The organism is Prevotella corporis DSM 18810 = JCM 8529, assembly GCF_000430525.1.
Taxonomy (GTDB): domain Bacteria; phylum Bacteroidota; class Bacteroidia; order Bacteroidales; family Bacteroidaceae; genus Prevotella; species Prevotella corporis.
Map to the genome: position 1 here is coordinate 33,941 of NZ_AUME01000007.1, position 18,119 is coordinate 52,059.

Consider the following 18,119-nt stretch of genomic DNA (forward strand, 5'->3'; position numbering starts at 1 on the left):
TTGGCGACCATCAGCGAGCATGTTGCTCACAAGCGTTCACCAATGCCCAGATATAGTTATTGATTATTCAGCAGCTGGAGCTTTCTCTTCAGCAGCTACTTCTTTAGCCGGAGTCTCTGCCACGGGAGCCTCCTCAGCAGCAGCCTTGCGTGCGCCACGCTTTGGTTTAGCCTCAGCGGCTTCCTCTGCCTGTTCTGCAGCGGCCTTCTCATCGGCCTTTTCTGCCTTACGCTCCTCAAGACCTTCGGCAATGGCACCGCAGCATGCGTTGAGGATTGCCTCAACAGAATCCTTGGCATCGTCGTTTGCTGGAATCACGTAGTCGATGTTGCGTGGGTCTGAGTTGGTATCAACAATACCAAAAACAGGGATACCCAGGCGGTTGGCCTCTTTGACAGCGATGTGTTCCTTCATTACGTCGATAACGAAAAGTGCAGACGGCAGACGTGTAAGGTCGGAGATAGAACCTAAGTTCTTCTCAAGCTTGGCACGCTGACGTGAAATCTGCAAGAGCTCACGCTTTGAGAGATTAGAGAATGTTCCATCGTTCATTAACTTATCGATGTTCGTCATTTTCTTAACAGCCTTGCGAATGGTAGGGAAGTTGGTGAGCATACCACCAGCCCAACGCTCGTTCACGTATGGCATGTTAACCGATGCTGCCTTCTCTGCAACAACGTCCTTAGATTGTTTTTTAGTAGCGACGAACAAGATTTTCTTACCGCTCTTGGCGATACCCTTGAGAGCCTCTGCAGCTTCGTCAACCTTAGCTACTGTCTTGTGAAGGTCAATGATATGGATGCCATTGCGTTCCATATAGATATATGGCTTCATGGCTGGGTTCCACTTACGATGGAGGTGGCCGAAGTGGCAACCTGCCTGCAACAATTGGTCAAAATTCGTTCTTGACATGTTTTTTCTTTTTTGTTTGTTTACTTTCTTTTTAATTCTTTCTTGGCGAATAAGCTTCGCCAGGCTTTGTTAGAATCAACCGGTGGGTAGTCCCCGATTTGGAATCTCACCAGTTTAGATACTAAACCATTCTCCCCAGACTTTGCCATTTAAGCCCTGCCTCTGAATCGGCTTGTGGCCTACACTGAGGCCAGCAGTTGGATATCACGCACAACGACCAGTGGGCAAAGTCCACAGAAAATATTAACGCTTGCTGAACTGGAAGTGAGCACGTGCTTTTGGCTGACCTGGCTTCTTACGCTCCACAGCACGGCTGTCGCGTGTCAGGAATCCGTGATCCTTCAAGTTTTTCTTGTCTTCAGGGTTGATTTCAACGAGTGCGCGTGCGATAGCGAGGCGGAGAGCTTGGCTCTGTCCTGTAAAGCCGCCACCATAGAGGTTAACCTTGATGTCGTACTGGCCTTCTACACCGAGCAACTGCAATGGTTGTTTAACCACATATTGCAGGATAGCTGATGGGAAGAACTCAGTTATATCTTTCTTGTTGATTGTAATCTTGCCTGTACCTTCTGAGAGGTAAATACGAGCTACAGAGCTCTTGCGGCGTCCAATTGTATTAATTACTTCCATCTTTACCTATTATTTATACTGGTTAATATCAATTGACTTTGGCTTCTGTGCCTCAAGTCCGTTGAGTTCTGTACCCTCAATAACGTAGAGGTTGTCCAACAAATGACGACCGAGAGGGCCTTTTGGCAACATACCCTTAACAGCGTGGCGAACCATCTTGTCGATACCACCCTTGCGTGCGCGGAGCTGGGCAGGTGTGTTGAAGCGTTGACCGCCTGGATAGCCAGTATATCGTGTGTAAAGCTTGTCAGTTTCCTTCTTACCTGTGAAAACTACTTTTTCGGCATTGATAATAATTACATTGTCTCCACAATCAACGTGCGGAGTGAAAGTTGGCTTGTACTTTCCGCGAAGCAACTTAGCAACTTTAGAGCAGAGACGACCAACAATCTGGTCTGTAGCATCGACTACAACCCACTCTTTCTTGGCTGTTTCCTTGTTCACGGAAATAGTCTTGTAACTTAAAGTGTCCATTCTAAAAAATTAATAATTTTACTACTAAAAAACGTTTTCTAATTTTGCCCGTGTGATTCTCTAACCGTGCGGCTCGGCCAAAAGCCACTACTATTAACACACATCGTGCAGAGGGCTCTAAGTACACCCTCGAAAATAATCGGTCTGCAAAATTACTCATTTTATATACCAGAATCACTATCGTCAGGGATTAATTCCGTTCATTTATTATTATTTAACACGAATCACATTTATTAACAACCAATCGCTGACATAACATTATTATATGTGTAGCCATTCAGAACGCATCTTACCGACACCCAGCGTCACGATTTTGCCAACCATGAATCGGAAGGGCACCAACTGATGTGCGATAGGTCAGCAATGACCGTGCGAAAGCTTACCTTTTGACACTCGTTTGATGACCAAATGGTGACCAAAAGCTAAGCTTTTGAAAAGCAATTTCCAACATACTGATTTACAACCAATTAGAAATCGCATTCCAAAATCTTGTTTTTCTATTCGCTTTATCCCCAACAGCAGCTCGGAGCGGAACTACAATCCACCCACCTGAAACAAGCATCCACTACCTCCCTCATGGTTTTACAAGAAATAGGAAAATGAACTCAGATTTCAAAATGTCCTCGTTATTTTTCCCCATTCACTTGATATTTATTACCTTTGCATCTGTGAATGAACCGCATAAAGCATTATGAAATAATAAAAGATGTCACGAACTATGCGGTTAAAGGGAATCCGGTGTGAATCCGGAACAGTACCTGCTGCTGTAAGTCCTAATTATTATCGCTGCACAAAACCATTGGTTGCACCAACAACTGAGAAGGAGCAGAGAGATAGGGATAAGTCAGAATACCTGTTCACCAATCAAGAAAGCTACCGCGGGTTTCGGTTAGAGCAACAGTAAATAGTATTTTCACCAACAATTTCTGTTTCTTTATTTGAATGCTTGTAGTACGCTTTGATGCTGCCACAACTAAAAGCCGAGCTCATAATTTTCGGAATTATATTTTTAATCGCAATCAATAAAAACATATATGTATAGAAAGAATCTTTTACTGATTATTTTTTTTAGTATCGCATTAGGGGGATTTGCTCAAAACGAGAACAAAACAAAGAGCAAACTGGACAGCCTTCATCACTTGGAGGAGGTTACCATTGTCGCCAATTATGTGCAAAAAACAGTCGTTCCATCGCAGCAACTTAACGGAAAGGAGTTGCGCAACATGAACTCTCTAAATGTTGCTGACGCCTTACGCTATTTCTCTGGTGTACAGTTGAAAGACTATGGCGGTGTCGGTGGTATCAAAACCATCAACATCCGAAGCATGGGCACCAACCACATGGGAATATCCTACGACGGCATTCAACTGGGAAATGCGCAGAACGGACAGATAGACTTGGGGCAATTCTCACTCGACAATATAGAGTCCATCTCGCTCTATAACGGTCAGAAAAGCGACATACTACAAGCAGCTAAAGATTTCGGTTCGGCTGGTTCTGTGTATATACGAACAAGAGTTCCGGTGTTTGCCCACAAAGAGAGCTATCATGCACGGGGAACCATACGCATAGGTTCATCTGACCTCATCAATCCTTCGGCACTCGTAGAGCTTAAGCTCAGCGAGAGGCTGAACGCTCAGCTCAGTACGGAGTGGATAAACGCAAGCGGCAAATACAAGTTTCGCTATCGCCGCGTAAATCCTGCCGGCGAATTGGCCTACGACACCACCGCAATACGACAAAACGGAGACATCAACGCTACTCGTCTGGAACTCAACCTGAACGGACGTACCAACCATGGCGACTGGCATGCGAAACTATATAACTACAACTCCGAACGTGGAGTTCCCGGTGCAATTGTAAACAATGTTTGGCGCAGAGGCGAGCGCATTTGGGACACCAACTCATTCGCACAATTCAGCTTCAACCATACCATCAATAAATTTACAACACTGAACCAAGGGAAATACTCATTCTATCGTACCCACTACGTAAACAACGATGACAAACAGATAAAGATAGACAACCTCTACAAACAGCGGGAAGTTTACTTTTCGTCAGCCAACATGTATTCTTTCCTTCCGGAGCTGAAAGCCTCTGCCAGCTATGACTTCCAATGGAACTCGCTCGATGCGAACGTTTATGGTTTTGCGAAGCCTACCAGACAAACCCACATGCTGTCATTGGCAGCAGCCTATCATTTAGATTGGATAAAATTACAGGCAAGCGGTTTGGCGACTTATATCCACGATGCACTCGACGGTCAGGAAGCTCCAAGCGATAAATTTGTGTTCACACCTGCCGTGATTATGGCCATCCACCCATTCAAGTCGAAGGATTTCTCTTTCCGTCTGTTCTACAAGAAAAGTTTCCGTATGCCCACATTCAACGACCTTTATTATGCTGACATGGGAAACTCTAAACTGAACCCCGAACACGTAACCCAATACAATGTAGGAATGCTCTACGAGCACCAGTCGCCGGAACGATTCTTCACCAATCTTCGTTTCAGCGTTGATACGTATTATAATAAGGTGAAAGACAAAATCGTGGCTTATCCCAAAGGGCAACAGTTCCGTTGGACAATGCTGAACCTTGGCGAGGTGGAAATCAAAGGTATTGACGCTTCTGCCCAAGCAACTATCAATCCCATCAAAGACCTTTATCTCACGCTGCGCACCCAATACACCTACCAACATGCAATCGATGTCACCAATCCCGCTGACAACTATTATCGGGACCAGATTCCTTATATTCCGCACCATTCGGGTAGTGCCATCTTCAATGCAGAGTACAAAGGCTGGAACTTGAACTATAGTTTCATTTATGTGGGTGAACGCTACAACCAGCAAGAAAACATTCGCTACAATTACACACAACCATGGTACACAAGCGATGTATCTCTTTCAAAGACTTTCAGAATAAGGAACGTGAACATGCGGGGATTGTTGGAAGTCAATAATCTATTCTCGCAAGATTATGATGTCATTATCAACTATCCAATGCCCAAGCGCAACTATCGGTTCACTGTAATGGTGGAAATCTAACATAAAAGACTATGAAGAAATTTTGGTTTATCATGATATTAGCGATATTCGTATTCTACTCTTGCAGAGAGGACGAATTGGTAGTGCCCACCGAATACGACATCATCAATGATCCACCTCTTCCGAACAGCAAAGTGCGCGGTTTCTACCTTGTGAACGAAGGAAACATGGGAAGCAACAAATGCACCTTGGATTACTTCGATTATCAGACAGGACTCTACGCACGTAATTTCTACGCGGAACGAAATCCTAATGTCATCAAGGAATTAGGAGATGTGGGAAACGATATACAAATATACGGCTCAAAGCTCTATGTTGTGGTCAATTGCTCACACAAGGTTGAGGTATTGGACGCTCGTACAGGTGTCAGGATAGGGCAAGTAAACATCCCCAACTGCCGCTATATCAGGTTTTACAAGGGTGCGGCGTATGTCAGCGCATACGTCGGACCGGTACTCATCGACCCTACAGCACCCAAAGGCGCAGTATATAAGGTTGATACGACTTCTTTGGCAGTGAAAGCAAAAGTGACTGTGGGATATCAACCTGAAGAAATGGAAATAATCGATGACTATATGTATGTTGCCAACTCCGGAGGATACCGCCCACCTGTTTACGACAATACTGTGTCGGTCATACAAATGGAGGACTTCAAACAAGTTCAACAGATACCTGTGGGCATCAACCTCCACCGACTGAAGAAAGACAAGTACAAGAAACTGTGGGTAACCTCTCGTGGTAACTACGAGAATGTGCCTTCACGTCTCTTTGTCCTGAGCAAGAGACCGGGCTACAATCAGATGATTGTTACCGATACCATACCGGTAGCATGCTCAAACATGGCTTTCTATGGAGATTCCCTTTATTATTATGCAACTGAATGGAACAACTACACCCAGAAGAACACAATAAATTATGGAATCATCAACATAAAGACCAAGAAAGTGGTGAGCAAGAACTTCATCACCGATGGAAGCGAAAAAGACATCACAATCCCCTATGGCATAGCCATTCACCCGGAGACAGGCGATATTTTCGTCACCGATGCTAAGAATTACGTGTCGTCCGGAACGCTCTACTGTTTCGACCGGAATGGCAAACGAAAATGGAGTGTCCGCACCGGGGATATACCTGCACACATTTGTTTTTTAAAGACTCGAAAATGAATAAAGTAAAACTATACCTCATAACTATTCTCTGCGCAACCTTTTCGTTCTTCATGACAGGCTGTACGGAAGACCCTGCTATGGTGAATCTCGGAATAGATGACACGTATTACATCTATAGAATGCAGAAATTGGGACTCCATTCGGAGTTTACCGGCGAAGAATACAAGTGGACGTTACACCTGCCCGATGGCAGAGACTCGCTCTTAAGTACTCAACGTGACTATATTTTCCTTGCAAAAGACGAGGGAAAATACAAGATAACTTTTGAAGTCATTGATCCAAACACCCCCTACCACCACGATTTTGAAGTAAACGTGATGCATGAGGAAGTAGAATACAGCCGCTATATTAGCCATGTTTATGAGTATATGCCGGCCCCGGGACAATTTGTAAATTATATTCCCGAATATTTAAATGGGGACAATGCAGAGGCTATGCGCATCAGAGCGGAAGAAAGCATTACAGGAAAGAACGATGTATTGGTATCCTTAGGAGGCTTTGGAGGATACATCATATTTGGGTTTGACCATACTGTAGTGAATGTTCCTGATGCGTTAGACTTTTATATCCAAGGCAATGCCTTTTACGAGCTTATTGAACCGGAAAAGAAGGGTGGGTCATGCGAGCCCGGCATTGTAATGGTCTCCTACGACACCAACATGAATGGGAAACCCGACGATGAATGGTACGAGCTGGCGGGTAGCGAGTATTATAAACCCACAACCATTCATAATTATTCCATCACTTACACACGACCGGATCCAAACAAGAAACCGGTGAAAGACGACTCTGGCTTCCTGACCGATTTGACATACGTGCCGTGGACGGATTCAGAGGGGAAGAGTGGCTATATTGCCAAAAACAGCTTCCATACCCAACCATATTTCCCACAGTGGGTTGCCAACGATCAACTGACATTTACCGGCACGCGACTGCCAAACAATGCAGTGGACAAGAGTGGGCAAGGCAGATACTACGTACTCTATTCCTACGAATGGGGATACGTGGATAATCACCCGGCTGAATTAAAGGATTTAAGCAGCTTTGACATCTCATGGGCTGTGGATAAGAATGGGAAGCCTGTCCACCTGCCTGGTATTGACTTCGTAAAGGTCTATACGGCAGTAAATCAGTATTGCGGTTGGATTGGTGAAACAAGCACAGAGATTTGCCGAGGAGAGGATCTTCACATCAAGGAGCCCAATGGAGTACCTGACGACCCAATCCCCGGAAATTAATATTTAGCGAAACAATTCCATCATAAAAAATTAAACTTATGAAAAAGAAGCTACTCATCAGGTTATTTCTGCTACTGACGATGTTCCCGGCATTTACAATAGGAGCATTGGCACAGACAGATGATATAGACTACACCACCGGAGTCTTCTTTGTCAATGAAGACTGGTACGGTCATCAAAATTCCACGGTCAACTACCTCACGGAAAAAGGAGAATGGGTTTACCGTGTTATCCAAAAAGAAAATCCGGGCATGGAGTTAGGCTGTACCAATCAGCACGGCATCATCTATGGCGACCGGTTCTATCTCATTGCCAAGCAGGAACGAGACCCGGGATCCAAAATTAAAGGTGGACGCATTACGGTTACTGATGCCAAAACCATGAAAGTTATAAAGCAACTGGACAAGATTGATCCTTCGGGGAACACTTGCGATGGACGTGGATGTTTAGGAGTTGATGAGAACAAAGTCTATATCAGCACGAGCAATGGCATCTGGATATTCAACAGCAATACTTTGGAAGTAACAGGTCAAATAAAGGGCACTGAAAATCCATTCGCAGCTTCAGGAACAGGTGGCAATGCCAATCCTGGCAACAAGGCACTCTACTGGGGACAGTCAGGTTGCATGGTTCGGATTAACGACTATGTATTCTCTGTTCATCAGGAATACGGCGTTCTTGTGATAGACCCCTCTACGGATAAGGTGATTAAGGTAATTGACATGAAGTCGCTAATAGACACATTCAACGAATATCTCGCAGAGAAAGCCAAGCTGAAAGATGACGCCGAACCTTGTGTTGGCAGTTCTTTGGTAATGGCAAAAGATGGCAGCTTATGGGTTTCTGTTACTTTGAACAAAGACGGCTATGGCAATATGTTGCCATTTATTGTGCGAATCGATCCCATTAGCTTTGGGACGGAAGTCGTTTACATTAGTCCCGACACCGGAAACTATCCCCCTGCATCATCATGGTACGCATGGACACCTGACGGTTTCTGTGCCTCCAATGTAGAGAATGCACTCTATTGGAATGGGGGTGAGAACTCATGGTTCAGTAATAGTAAGATTTTCAAGTTTGATGTTGATACTCGCACGGTAACCAATATTATCGACCTTGACAAGCAACCTGAGAAGTGGAAGCTTTACGGTTGCTCCATGCGTCCACACCCCATAACCGGAGATTTGTACATGTCGCTATTCAAAGGAGACTTTGCCGACAACACCTACAAGACTGTGAGAACCGACAAAGACGGCAAGATGCTTAAGGAGTATCCCATGATAAAGAACTACTGGTTCCCATCTCTTCCGGTATTCCCCGATCTAGAGGCACCAATCCCCAATGACTTGGGCATAAAGAATATAGATACCGATGAGGCTTCCATAAAGATTTCCCTTTCAACACTGGCACATGATGCTGACAATATGGATGCAGCAATGGTAAAGACTGTTGAGAAAGTGAGCGACAATAGCAAATTCAACGCTGAGATAAAGAATGGGGAACTCATCGTAACTCCAAAGACAAAGTTTACATCTGAAGAATTTGTGAAGATAAAAATCAACAGCAACGGAAAGATAGCTTACGCAACCATCAAGCTCAACTGTACTACCAATGGCATTGAGAATGTTCAGAACAATGATGTCAAGGAAATTAAACGCTATAATTTATCCGGTCAAGAAACAAACAAAAGAAATGGAAGGATTCAGATTATTCGCATGAGCGATGGTACAGTGAAGAAAGTATTTGTGAAATAACTTGAGGGTTTGTCATCGGAGATAAAAGGCTCTCCGATGATGAATCTTGTAAAGTTACCACAAAGATGATGAATCCTGTAAAGGCCTGATAGATGATATGGAAAGAAAAGTATAACTACCTAATTTATATAACCAATAAAAGCAAGATAATGAAAAGAAAGGTTTACACAAGCATTTTATTCAGCTTGGCAACATTAACGGCAACAGCTCAAACACAGGAGATAGAAGTGTTGGAGTATCATCCCGCACCGGGACAGTTTGTCAACACGCTTCCAAATGCCGATGAGACAACCACACACGAAGAGATTTGTCAAAGGGCAACTAAAAACCTCAACAACAAGGAAATGGTTCATCTTGGCACTTACGGAGGGTATGTAACCGTAAAGTTCGACCATCCCGTACAAAACAAGAAAGGTTCCGACCTCCGCATCTTGGGCAACGGCTTCTATGCCAATGCCGATCCGGTCTATGGAAAGGAGACAATAGGCGGAAGCATTGAGCCGGGAATCGTCTATGTAGGCGTGGGCGACAATGTGGAAACAGCACAATGGTATGAATTGGCAGGATCGGAATACTACAGAGGACGGCAGATTTTCGACTTCACCATCACCTATCACAAGCCGACGGCAGAGTCAGGGGAGCACAATCAAGAATGGTCCACATACGACAACTACATCAAGTGGGAAGCCACATGGACGGAAAACGGTGTAAAGAAAGATTCTACGGGCTATCACATGAAGAACTCTTTCCATGCCCAGACCTATTGGCCTTATTGGGAAAAGGGAGAGACAATGACCTTCTCCGGCAGCAAGTTGCCCAACAATGCCATCGACCAATCGCACGTTGGCAGATATTGGGTGCTGTATCGTTACTCAAAAGACAGCTACGGCTACGTGGATGGCTCCACCAACGAAGAAGACGCTGCCACATTCGATCTCGACTGGGCAGTAGATAAGAACGGAAAGCATGTGGACCTGACGGAAGTTAACTTCATAAAGGTTTACACAGGCATTTTCCAATACTGTGGCTGGTTGGGCGAGACCTCGACAGAGGTTGCCGGTTTTGAAGACCTGCACTTGATACCGGGCTACGATGACAACCCTATCATCATTCCGACAAGCATCACTGCGCCACAGGCTGAAAGGAAATACGATGGTGCTTTCTACGATTTGACAGGACGCAAGGTAGAACACCCGAAGAGAGGCATTTACATACAAAATGGCAAAAAGATAGTTATCAAATAGGAATAGATATATCAACCAATAATTTTAAAACTTATAGTTATGATTAAAAGATTTTACATTTTCTTGGTTGCGTTGCTGTCGATAACGGTAATGCAAGCACAAAGTTTCAGAGAACAAAAAACGCCTTGTGTGCAGACAAATAAAGCTCCGGTGGATTACACCAATGGTGTTTTCATCGTAAACGAGGACTGGTTCGGTCATCAGAATTCAACGCTTAACTTCATTAGCAACGATGGAGAATGGACTTACCGTGTCATTCAGAAAGAAAATCCAGGCAAGGAGTTGGGAGCAACAGCGCAGTATGGTACCATCTACGGAGATAAATTCTACATCATCTCGAAGCAGGAGAAAGATCCAGGTGCATCAATTGTGGGTGGTCGTTTGACTATTGCCGATGCCAAGACCCTGAAGATGGAGAAGCAACTGACCACGTTTGCAACCAACAGCGAAGGCAAGAGCATTGCCGACGGTCGTTCGTTCCTTGGCGTTGATGAAACCAAGGCATACATTGGTACAACCAACGGTATTTATATCTTGGATTTAACCACCAATGAAATCAAAGGACAAATCAGCGGTGCCGAAGGCAGTGCCACCGACCTTTATTCCGGGCAGATTGGCAACATGGTTCGCGTTGACAACAAAGTATATGCCGTACATCAAACCAAAGGCTTGATTGTCATCGATGCAATTACAGACAAGGTAAGGAAGGTGATTCCGGCAGAGGAAGGCTGGGGCTTCGGCTCTGTGGTTCTTTCCAAAGACGGAAACTTGTGGCTCAGTCTTGCAGATAAAAATGGAAGCGGTAAGGCCGACACACGCATTGTTAAGCTGGATCCGAAATCACACAAGAAAGAAGTTATCACCCTTCCGAAAGGTACGTTCGGCCCTGCCAACTCTTGGTATGCGTGGACTCCTGACGGCTTCTGCGCAAGCACACAGCAGAACGTTCTTTATTGGAATGGTGGCGAAAGCAGCTGGTTCAGCAACAAGACCATCTTCAAGTACGACATCGACAAGAAGGAATGTACTAAATTTATCGCAATCGATGACCCATGGAAACTCTACGGCTGCTCCATGCGTGTACACCCCGTTACAGACGAATTGTACGTCAGCCTGTATCAAGACTTCGGTAACCAAAGCTATACGTTGAGAAAATATGACACAACCGGTACCATCATCAAAGAATACCCAATGATTGCCAACTACTGGTTCCCGTCATTGCCCGTATTCCCCGACAACTTTGCTCCTACTGCAAAAGACCTTGGTGTCATTCCTGTTAGCAATACAAAGAGAACAAACATCAAGTTGGATGATTTTGTTGAAGACAAAGACAACTTGCCAGCTTCTATCATCATGACAGTGAAAGAAATTAGCGATGCCGATCTCTTTGATGCCAAGATTGTTAATGGTTATTTGTCTATCAATCCTTTGGTTGAACCTGAAGGCGAGCAGACAGTTACAATCAAGATTAACAGCAATGGCAAGATCATTGAAAAGGTGGTTACCATAGAGTTTATGACCAATGAAGCACTCGGTGTTAACGAAATTGAAACTGAAAACGAAACGAAAGAGAAGGTAATCTACGACCTGCAGGGCCGTCGTGTGAAGAATCCACAGCATGGCATCTACATTGTAAACGGCAAGAAAGTTGTTTTCAAATAATGAATAATCTCACACCCGCCAATCGGTTTCACAATCCATGAGAACCGGTTGCGCAGTGTGTAACCGAAATAGAAAAGGCAGCGACCCATTGACAAAGGTCGCTGCCTTTTCATTTTTGAAACAGCGAGTGCCCTGCACCCACAGAAAAAAGAATCGTTTGCCGGAGGATTTCTGATTCCGAACCATCGGGCATTAGATACCGAAAACCGCCTCGTCATCACCATGAAATAACATGACAAAAAAGGGACCAAAACACTCTTTGCAACCTATTGATAATCAGGGTGATACAAATTGTGATTTAAAAGGTTAGCTTTTGCACTCCAAAAGGTAAGCATTTACGACGCAGAAGGTAAGCTTTTAAAAAGTGAAAGGTAAGCTTTCAGAATGAAAAACAAGCGAAAAGATTGTGGCAATTAATTTTGAGCATCTACTTATTACGCAATATTACGCTGACTTTGGATTATTTTTCATACATTTGCAGTACATTATCACCTATGGCAAACAACAATTTCAAGACCGTATCGGTAATCGTCTGCACATATAACGGTGCCAAATACCTGAAAGAACAGGTAGATTCCATCATCGGGCAGACCTACCCCATTCGGGAAATCATCATACAAGACGATGGCTCGACCGATGAAACCGTGGCAATGGCACAGGCTTACAAGGCAGAGTACCCAAATGTTCAGGTGTTCAGCAACACAAAGAACATGGGCTTCAATGCCAATTTCGAGACAGCCGCCCGACGAGCCACGTCCGACTTCATTGCCATTGCCGACCAAGACGACATCTGGTATCCGACGAAAATAGAGAAACAGGTGGCTGCCATTGGCGACAAGGACATCTGCTTCTGCTGCCATCACAGAGGCAAATCACCCGAAAAGTCGGTCTATGTTACCCCACAATACAGCCTTGAGGCACTCCTCTTCACGGGATTTGCCGGACACACGATGCTCCTGCGCCGCGAGTTTGCCCACAATCATGCCAACTGGATAAGCTACATCCACTACGACTGGTCGCTGGCCATCAATGCTCAGCTGCAAAGAGGCATCGTGCGCATCGACGAACCACTGAACTGGCACCGCTCCCACTCGGAATCCGCCATAGCACAGGAGAACAAATCGCACGGAATAGACAACAGCCGGATGTCGAAAACGGAACCTTACACAAAGGGCTATGCCAACTATCGGCAACTGCAAGGAAAACGCAACTGGCAAAAGCTCTATCAATACATCTGCGAAAGAAGCACAACAACACAGCCGTTGGCTCACCGCATGGCGGGACTGATGCTAAGAAAAGACTTGTGGGCACTCGTGCAACTGTGCCTCATCTGCGCACGGCACCGCGACAGCATCTATTACAACGGGAACGCAAAAGGACTCATGGGCTGGATTCGCGGATTCTTCTATCCGCTCATCTTCACCTATCACAACGTGCAGTACGACTTGTGAAACAGAAATCATCGACAACCAACAAAACGAACAATATGAACATCGCATTATTAACCGCAGGCGGCACGGGCAACAGAATGGGACAGGACATTCCCAAACAGTTCATGACAATAGACAACATCCCCGTCATCATCTACACGATGAAAGCTTTTCAGGAGCATCCGGAGATAGATGCCATGGCCGTGGTTTGCCTTCAGGGCTGGGAAGTGGTGCTGCAAGCCTATGCCAACCAATTCAACATAACGAAACTGAAATGGATTTTCAAAGGCGGCAACAGCAACCAGCAGTCCATTCTCAACGGTTTGGAAGGCTTGAAAGCAAAAGGTTGCAAAGACGATGATATTGTCTTGGTACACGACGGCGTGCGTCCATTAGTGTCGGAGCGCATCATTTCCGAGAACATCGCCAAATGCCGGGAGTTCGGCTATGCCGTGACGGGACTCGTGTGCAAGGAAGCCATCATGGAAGTGAAGGGCGATTGCCTGTCGAACATTTCCATACCGCGCGAGCGACTCATCCGAACGCAGACGCCACACACCTACCGACTGAAGACTTTACTCGATGCACACGCCGAAGCCAAGGCACAAGGCATAGAGAACACGGTGGCATCCTGCACCTTGTTGGGTGCATTGGGCATCGACGACCAGCACCTTGTCGCCGGTTCTGAGCGCAACGGACTGAAACTGACGCAGACGGAAGACGTTGAGTTGTTTAAGGCATTGAAAAATACGGATAAGGAATATTGGTTGAAATGACAAGCGACTACCGACATCAATTGGAGCATGTGGCCAAGACTGATTTGCCTTGGCAGTTGCTCGACGGAGCAAACATCCTCGTCACAGGGGCAACCGGGCTCATCGGAGGATGTATTGTCGATGTGCTCATGTGCCGTACCACTGGTGACTTCCACGTTTATGCGGCTGGCAGAAATGAGGCAAGGGCGCAAAAAAGATTTGCCAACTACTGGCACTCTCCCCGATTCCACTTCCTCGCCTTCGACGTCACCAAGGAACTGGATACCGACATCGATTTTCATTTCATCATCGACGCGGCAAGCGGTGCCTCGCCAAGCGCCTATGCCTCCGACCCTGTAGGCGTAATGAAAGCCAACTTTTACGGAGTCAACAATCTGCTTTGCTACGGCAGCAGTCACGGACTGCGCAAGTTTGTGTTCGTCTCATCGGGCGAAATCTATGGCGAGGGCGACGGCAGCCCATTCACCGAAGACTATAGCGGCTATGTAAACACGGCAACACTGCGCGCCTGCTACCCGTCGTCGAAGCGTGCAGCCGAGACGCTCTGCGTCTGCTATGCCCATCAGTACGGTTTGGATGTGAGCATAGCCCGTCCGTCGCACGTCTATGGCCCTTATTTCACCGAAAACGACAACCGTGTCTATGCCCAGTTCATCCGCAACGTATTGGCAGGCGACGACATTGTGATGAAGAGCAAGGGTGAACAGTTCCGCTCATGGTGCTATGTGGTCGATTGTGCTTCAGCCCTCCTCTATCTGCTGTTGAAGGGCGAGAACATGACTCCCTACAATATAGCCGACCCGCACTCAAACATCACCATACGAGAGTTGGCTGAAACCATTGCGTCAATTAATGGAAAGAAAGTGGTTTTCGACATTCCTGACAAGCGGGAGAAGTCGGGCTTCTCAATCATCAAGAAGGCAACGTTCGACACCTCACGGCTTCAGGCATTGGGCTGGACCATAGAGGGGAGCATAAAAGACAAGCTGCGGTTCACCATAGAGGAGCAGAAGCACAACGGCCTTTAGCCCTTTGCGTGATTTTGCGTCATCGTCGGCTTGCCCCGCACAATGGTTGGTCAGTTGGCGGGGCGATGAAGTCGGGATCGTTGTTCTTCTGTTTTTGTAAATATTTTTCAGAATCGCATGGTAATGACTTTGCCATCGCATGCCAATAGTTCATCTTTCGCATTGCAATAGGTCACCTTTCGTATGCCAATAGATCATCATTCGCATACCAATAGCTCACCCTTCGCCAAAGAAAGCACAACGCACTAATTACAAACCACTTACAAAGCATTGGATAAAAGACTTATTTGTAAAGATTTTTCACCCAGCCACGGTGTTCGTCGGCTCAACGAATCAGTGTGGTTCGTTGCGTGGCGATGATACAAAAATAGTGTGCGGCAGACACAGGGCTGACCGATTCTTTCGACAAGGGAATGGAAAGCAAACAAAAAAAGTCCCTATTGCTATAGGAACTTTATTGTAACTTGATGGCGGTTTCGCTTGTCTCTGGGTGGCAATGCCATGTAATCGCCATAAATTATCTTGCAGAAGTCTGCTGGTTGGGCCGGCCCGTTGTATTCCTTTCCCTCGAACGAGATGGGCTTGTAGGGCCTTACAACTTCGACGGGAAAGCGCTCATAGAACCATGTGCCATAGGTGTGCATGAATTTTCCACGCTTGCCAAACAGATGGCCGATGAAACGGAATACGGGAAATACGCATTTTTCGAGAATTTTGTAACTCCATCTGGCCAGCAACGGGTGGTGCGGGGCTATGTCGAGATTGACTTTCACCGCCAATTTGCCGGCTATGCGCTGCAAACCTGACAGAATGCGGTCCTCATAGGGAAAGATATCAATGTGGAGTCCTCTGTATCTCATGTTCTCCAATGCCCTTCTGTCGCGCGATTGCTCATCCTCGGTACTGACATGCTCGCTCTTCAGATCACGAAAACTTGCCCAAAACTTCAGATAACCCTCATCGGTGGTGTTGTCCTGAAGCAGGTATTGAGGATGAGGATGTTGCTTCAGATAGTCGCAGAATCGCTTGTAGTCTTTCTGACTGACCACGATATCGACATCGTCGTCCCAAGGAATGAAGCCCCCATGACGCAAAGCGCCCAACACATTCCCACCATCCAATCGCCAACTCACATTGGCCTTGCCAGCAGCCTCAGCCAAATAATCGAGCATATCGAGCATACGCAGTTGCGCACGCCTAAGCACCGAGCCGTCGGGGTTATAGTCGCGTCGTAGGGTCTCTTGGGTTTCGCCAGTATTGAAGGTCGTTGTCATTCCTGTTTCCTTGTCGATTGCCGTACCATCTCACCCTACATCAATCCAATCCATCGCAACACATCGTTCAGATTGGCGACAATCATCAGTAAAATAAGAATGGTGATACCAGCATATTCAGCACGTATCATGAACTTTTCGGACGGCTTACGACGTGTGATCATCTCATAGAGAAGGAATACCACGTGACCTCCATCGAGTGCTGGAATAGGAAGAATGTTCATGAAAGCAAGGATAATGCTCAGGAAAGCCGTCATGTTCCAAAACATATACCAGTCCCAAAAAGGTGGGAACATCTTGCCAATGGAACCGAAACCTCCGAGACTCTTCGCCCCATCAGCCGAAGCGAGATAACGGAAGTTGCTCACATATCCGCGCAAGATATTCACTCCGTACTTCACTCCTGCGGGGAAACTGGCCAAAAACGAATAATTCTCCTGCGTTGGCTTGTAATAGTTGGCAAGGGTGCTTTGCAGTACGCCGAGTTTCATTTCAGGATTGAGCATCATTCTCACCGTGTCTATCTTGTCAGTTCCGGCGCGTTGTACCGTCAGAACCACATTGCGCAGTGCCAAGGAGTCTTTACGGGTCTCCTTTACCGAAGCCACATCGCTCAAAACACCCATCTGGTAATTCATCTCCGCCCACGTCTCAACTGGTTTTCCGTTGATAGATTTCAACAGATCGCCCTCCTTCAGGCCGGCTTTCTGCGCTGGTGAGCCACCCATCACACTGTCAATGCGAGCCGGAATGTAGGGTTCGGCGAAAAGTGGACGGTTCTTTATCATCGACAACATATCCATATCGCCAGGCATGGCGATACGTTTCTTCTTGCCGTTACGAAGCACATCGACATAGTTTGATTGGGCAATCTGACGGAAGAAATCGCCATTGACATTGGCATACTCGCGGAACGCTCCCTTGTCGGTGCCTATCATGACGTCCCTATCTTGGAATCCAAGGGCCTTTGCCTCATCGTTGAACACCATACCCATCGACATATCAGCCACCTTATAGTAGCTTTCGCCCCACGTAAACATGATCATGGAGTAGATGAAGAGCGCCAGCAGGAAATTCACCAGTACACCACCAATCATAATCAGCAAGCGCTGCCATGCCGGTTTTACACGAAACTCCCACGGCTCTGGGGCTTTCTTCATCTGTTCGGTGTCGAAACTCTCGTCGATCATTCCAGCAATCTTGCAATATCCACCCAAAGGCAGCCAGCCGATGCCATAGGTGGTGTCGTCTTTCTTGGGCTTCCACTTGAAAAGCATGCCGTTCCATTTGCCGATAGCTACATCGAAGAACACGAAAAATTTCTCTACTCTCACGCCGAAGAGCTTAGAGAAGAACATATGTCCACCCTCATGAAGGAGGACAAGCAAAGAGATTGCCAAAACAAACTGGAGCAATCTAATCAGAAATGTTTCCATTAATTATTGTCTATTCTTATGTTTTATTTATATTCTATTGATTAC

General features: G+C 46.1%; 14 protein-coding genes and 1 riboswitch. Of the genes, 9 read left to right on the top strand and 5 right to left on the bottom strand.

The genetic code is table 11. The annotated features are described in order from the left end of the window. Positions 1-63: 63 nt before the first annotated feature. The 3 genes from rpsB to rplM form a co-directional block, all read right to left on the bottom strand. A complete protein-coding gene (gene rpsB / locus H515_RS0101970) occupies positions 64-912 on the bottom strand; it encodes a 30S ribosomal protein S2 (RefSeq protein ID WP_025875115.1) in 849 nt (282 codons plus the stop codon). 243 nt (positions 913-1,155) lie between these two features. Next, positions 1,156-1,542 (bottom strand): 30S ribosomal protein S9, encoded by a 387-nt coding sequence (gene rpsI / locus H515_RS0101975; protein ID WP_025875113.1) that lies wholly within the window; start codon positions 1,540-1,542, stop codon positions 1,156-1,158. 9 nt (positions 1,543-1,551) lie between these two features. After that, positions 1,552-2,016, bottom strand: coding sequence for a 50S ribosomal protein L13 (rplM, locus tag H515_RS0101980; protein WP_025875111.1), 465 nt, complete (start codon positions 2,014-2,016; stop codon positions 1,552-1,554). 687 nt (positions 2,017-2,703) lie between these two features. Continuing rightward, positions 2,704-2,888, top strand: a riboswitch (cobalamin riboswitch). Positions 2,889-3,050: 162 nt separating this feature from the next. On the opposite strand from rplM, the gene H515_RS0101990 reads away from it, so the two are divergent. The 9 genes from H515_RS0101990 (at position 3,051) to H515_RS0102030 (ending at position 15,364) form a co-directional block, all read left to right on the top strand. Continuing rightward, entirely contained in the window at positions 3,051-5,063 is a 2,013-nt protein-coding gene (locus tag H515_RS0101990; RefSeq protein WP_025875109.1) for a TonB-dependent receptor plug domain-containing protein, read from the top strand. 11 nt (positions 5,064-5,074) lie between these two features. Continuing rightward, positions 5,075-6,229 (top strand): YncE family protein, encoded by a 1,155-nt coding sequence (locus H515_RS0101995; protein WP_028901513.1) that lies wholly within the window; start codon positions 5,075-5,077, stop codon positions 6,227-6,229. After that, positions 6,226-7,470 (top strand): hypothetical protein, encoded by a 1,245-nt coding sequence (locus tag H515_RS12805; RefSeq protein WP_051274617.1) that lies wholly within the window; start codon positions 6,226-6,228, stop codon positions 7,468-7,470. Before H515_RS0101995 ends, H515_RS12805 begins: the two co-directional genes overlap by 4 nt. 38 nt (positions 7,471-7,508) lie before the next feature. After that, the gene (locus H515_RS12810) at positions 7,509-9,224 is read left to right on the top strand and encodes a DUF5074 domain-containing protein (protein ID WP_081410103.1); all 1,716 of its coding nucleotides are present in this window, start codon (positions 7,509-7,511) and stop codon (positions 9,222-9,224) included. A gap of 149 nt (positions 9,225-9,373) precedes the next feature. Then, complete coding sequence (locus H515_RS12815) at positions 9,374-10,468, top strand: PKD domain-containing protein (protein ID WP_154653617.1); 1,095 nt, start codon at positions 9,374-9,376, stop codon at positions 10,466-10,468. Between the two features lie 39 nt (positions 10,469-10,507). Then, a complete protein-coding gene (locus H515_RS14785) occupies positions 10,508-12,130 on the top strand; it encodes a DUF5074 domain-containing protein (RefSeq protein ID WP_081410104.1) in 1,623 nt (540 codons plus the stop codon). A 494-nt stretch (positions 12,131-12,624) separates the two neighbouring features. Beyond that, a complete protein-coding gene (locus H515_RS0102020) occupies positions 12,625-13,581 on the top strand; it encodes a glycosyltransferase (protein ID WP_025875096.1) in 957 nt (318 codons plus the stop codon). A gap of 35 nt (positions 13,582-13,616) precedes the next feature. Beyond that, positions 13,617-14,336, top strand: coding sequence for an IspD/TarI family cytidylyltransferase (locus H515_RS0102025; protein WP_025875094.1), 720 nt, complete (start codon positions 13,617-13,619; stop codon positions 14,334-14,336). Next, positions 14,333-15,364, top strand: a complete 1,032-nt coding sequence (locus tag H515_RS0102030; RefSeq protein WP_028901514.1) for an NAD-dependent epimerase/dehydratase family protein — start codon at positions 14,333-14,335, stop codon at positions 15,362-15,364. The genes H515_RS0102025 and H515_RS0102030 overlap by 4 nt, the downstream gene beginning before the upstream one ends. A gap of 443 nt (positions 15,365-15,807) precedes the next feature. On the opposite strand, the gene H515_RS0102035 is transcribed toward H515_RS0102030, so the two are convergent. After that, on the bottom strand, positions 15,808-16,638 hold the full coding sequence (locus tag H515_RS0102035; RefSeq protein ID WP_025875092.1) for a LicD family protein: 831 nt from the start codon (positions 16,636-16,638) through the stop codon (positions 15,808-15,810). 35 nt (positions 16,639-16,673) lie between these two features. Then, positions 16,674-18,074 carry an RIP metalloprotease RseP gene (gene rseP / locus H515_RS0102040; RefSeq protein WP_025875090.1) on the bottom strand — a complete coding sequence of 467 codons (1,401 nt, stop codon included), beginning with the start codon at positions 18,072-18,074 and terminating at the stop codon, positions 16,674-16,676. Between the last annotated feature and the right edge of the window lie 45 nt (positions 18,075-18,119).

What these genes read in the sequence shown, in the direction of transcription:
- rpsB (WP_025875115.1), bottom strand. Translation starts at nt 912, where the DNA reads ATGTCAAGAACGAATTTTGACCAATTGTTGCAGGCAGGTTGCCACTTC.
- rpsI (WP_025875113.1), bottom strand. Translation starts at nt 1,542, where the DNA reads ATGGAAGTAATTAATACAATTGGACGCCGCAAGAGCTCTGTAGCTCGT.
- rplM (WP_025875111.1), bottom strand. Translation starts at nt 2,016, where the DNA reads ATGGACACTTTAAGTTACAAGACTATTTCCGTGAACAAGGAAACAGCC.
- H515_RS0101990 (WP_025875109.1), top strand. Translation starts at nt 3,051, where the DNA reads ATGTATAGAAAGAATCTTTTACTGATTATTTTTTTTAGTATCGCATTA.
- H515_RS0101995 (WP_028901513.1), top strand. Translation starts at nt 5,075, where the DNA reads ATGAAGAAATTTTGGTTTATCATGATATTAGCGATATTCGTATTCTAC.
- H515_RS12805 (WP_051274617.1), top strand. Translation starts at nt 6,226, where the DNA reads ATGAATAAAGTAAAACTATACCTCATAACTATTCTCTGCGCAACCTTT.
- H515_RS12810 (WP_081410103.1), top strand. Translation starts at nt 7,509, where the DNA reads ATGAAAAAGAAGCTACTCATCAGGTTATTTCTGCTACTGACGATGTTC.
- H515_RS12815 (WP_154653617.1), top strand. Translation starts at nt 9,374, where the DNA reads ATGAAAAGAAAGGTTTACACAAGCATTTTATTCAGCTTGGCAACATTA.
- H515_RS14785 (WP_081410104.1), top strand. Translation starts at nt 10,508, where the DNA reads ATGATTAAAAGATTTTACATTTTCTTGGTTGCGTTGCTGTCGATAACG.
- H515_RS0102020 (WP_025875096.1), top strand. Translation starts at nt 12,625, where the DNA reads ATGGCAAACAACAATTTCAAGACCGTATCGGTAATCGTCTGCACATAT.
- H515_RS0102025 (WP_025875094.1), top strand. Translation starts at nt 13,617, where the DNA reads ATGAACATCGCATTATTAACCGCAGGCGGCACGGGCAACAGAATGGGA.
- H515_RS0102030 (WP_028901514.1), top strand. Translation starts at nt 14,333, where the DNA reads ATGACAAGCGACTACCGACATCAATTGGAGCATGTGGCCAAGACTGAT.
- H515_RS0102035 (WP_025875092.1), bottom strand. Translation starts at nt 16,638, where the DNA reads ATGACAACGACCTTCAATACTGGCGAAACCCAAGAGACCCTACGACGC.
- rseP (WP_025875090.1), bottom strand. Translation starts at nt 18,074, where the DNA reads ATGGAAACATTTCTGATTAGATTGCTCCAGTTTGTTTTGGCAATCTCT.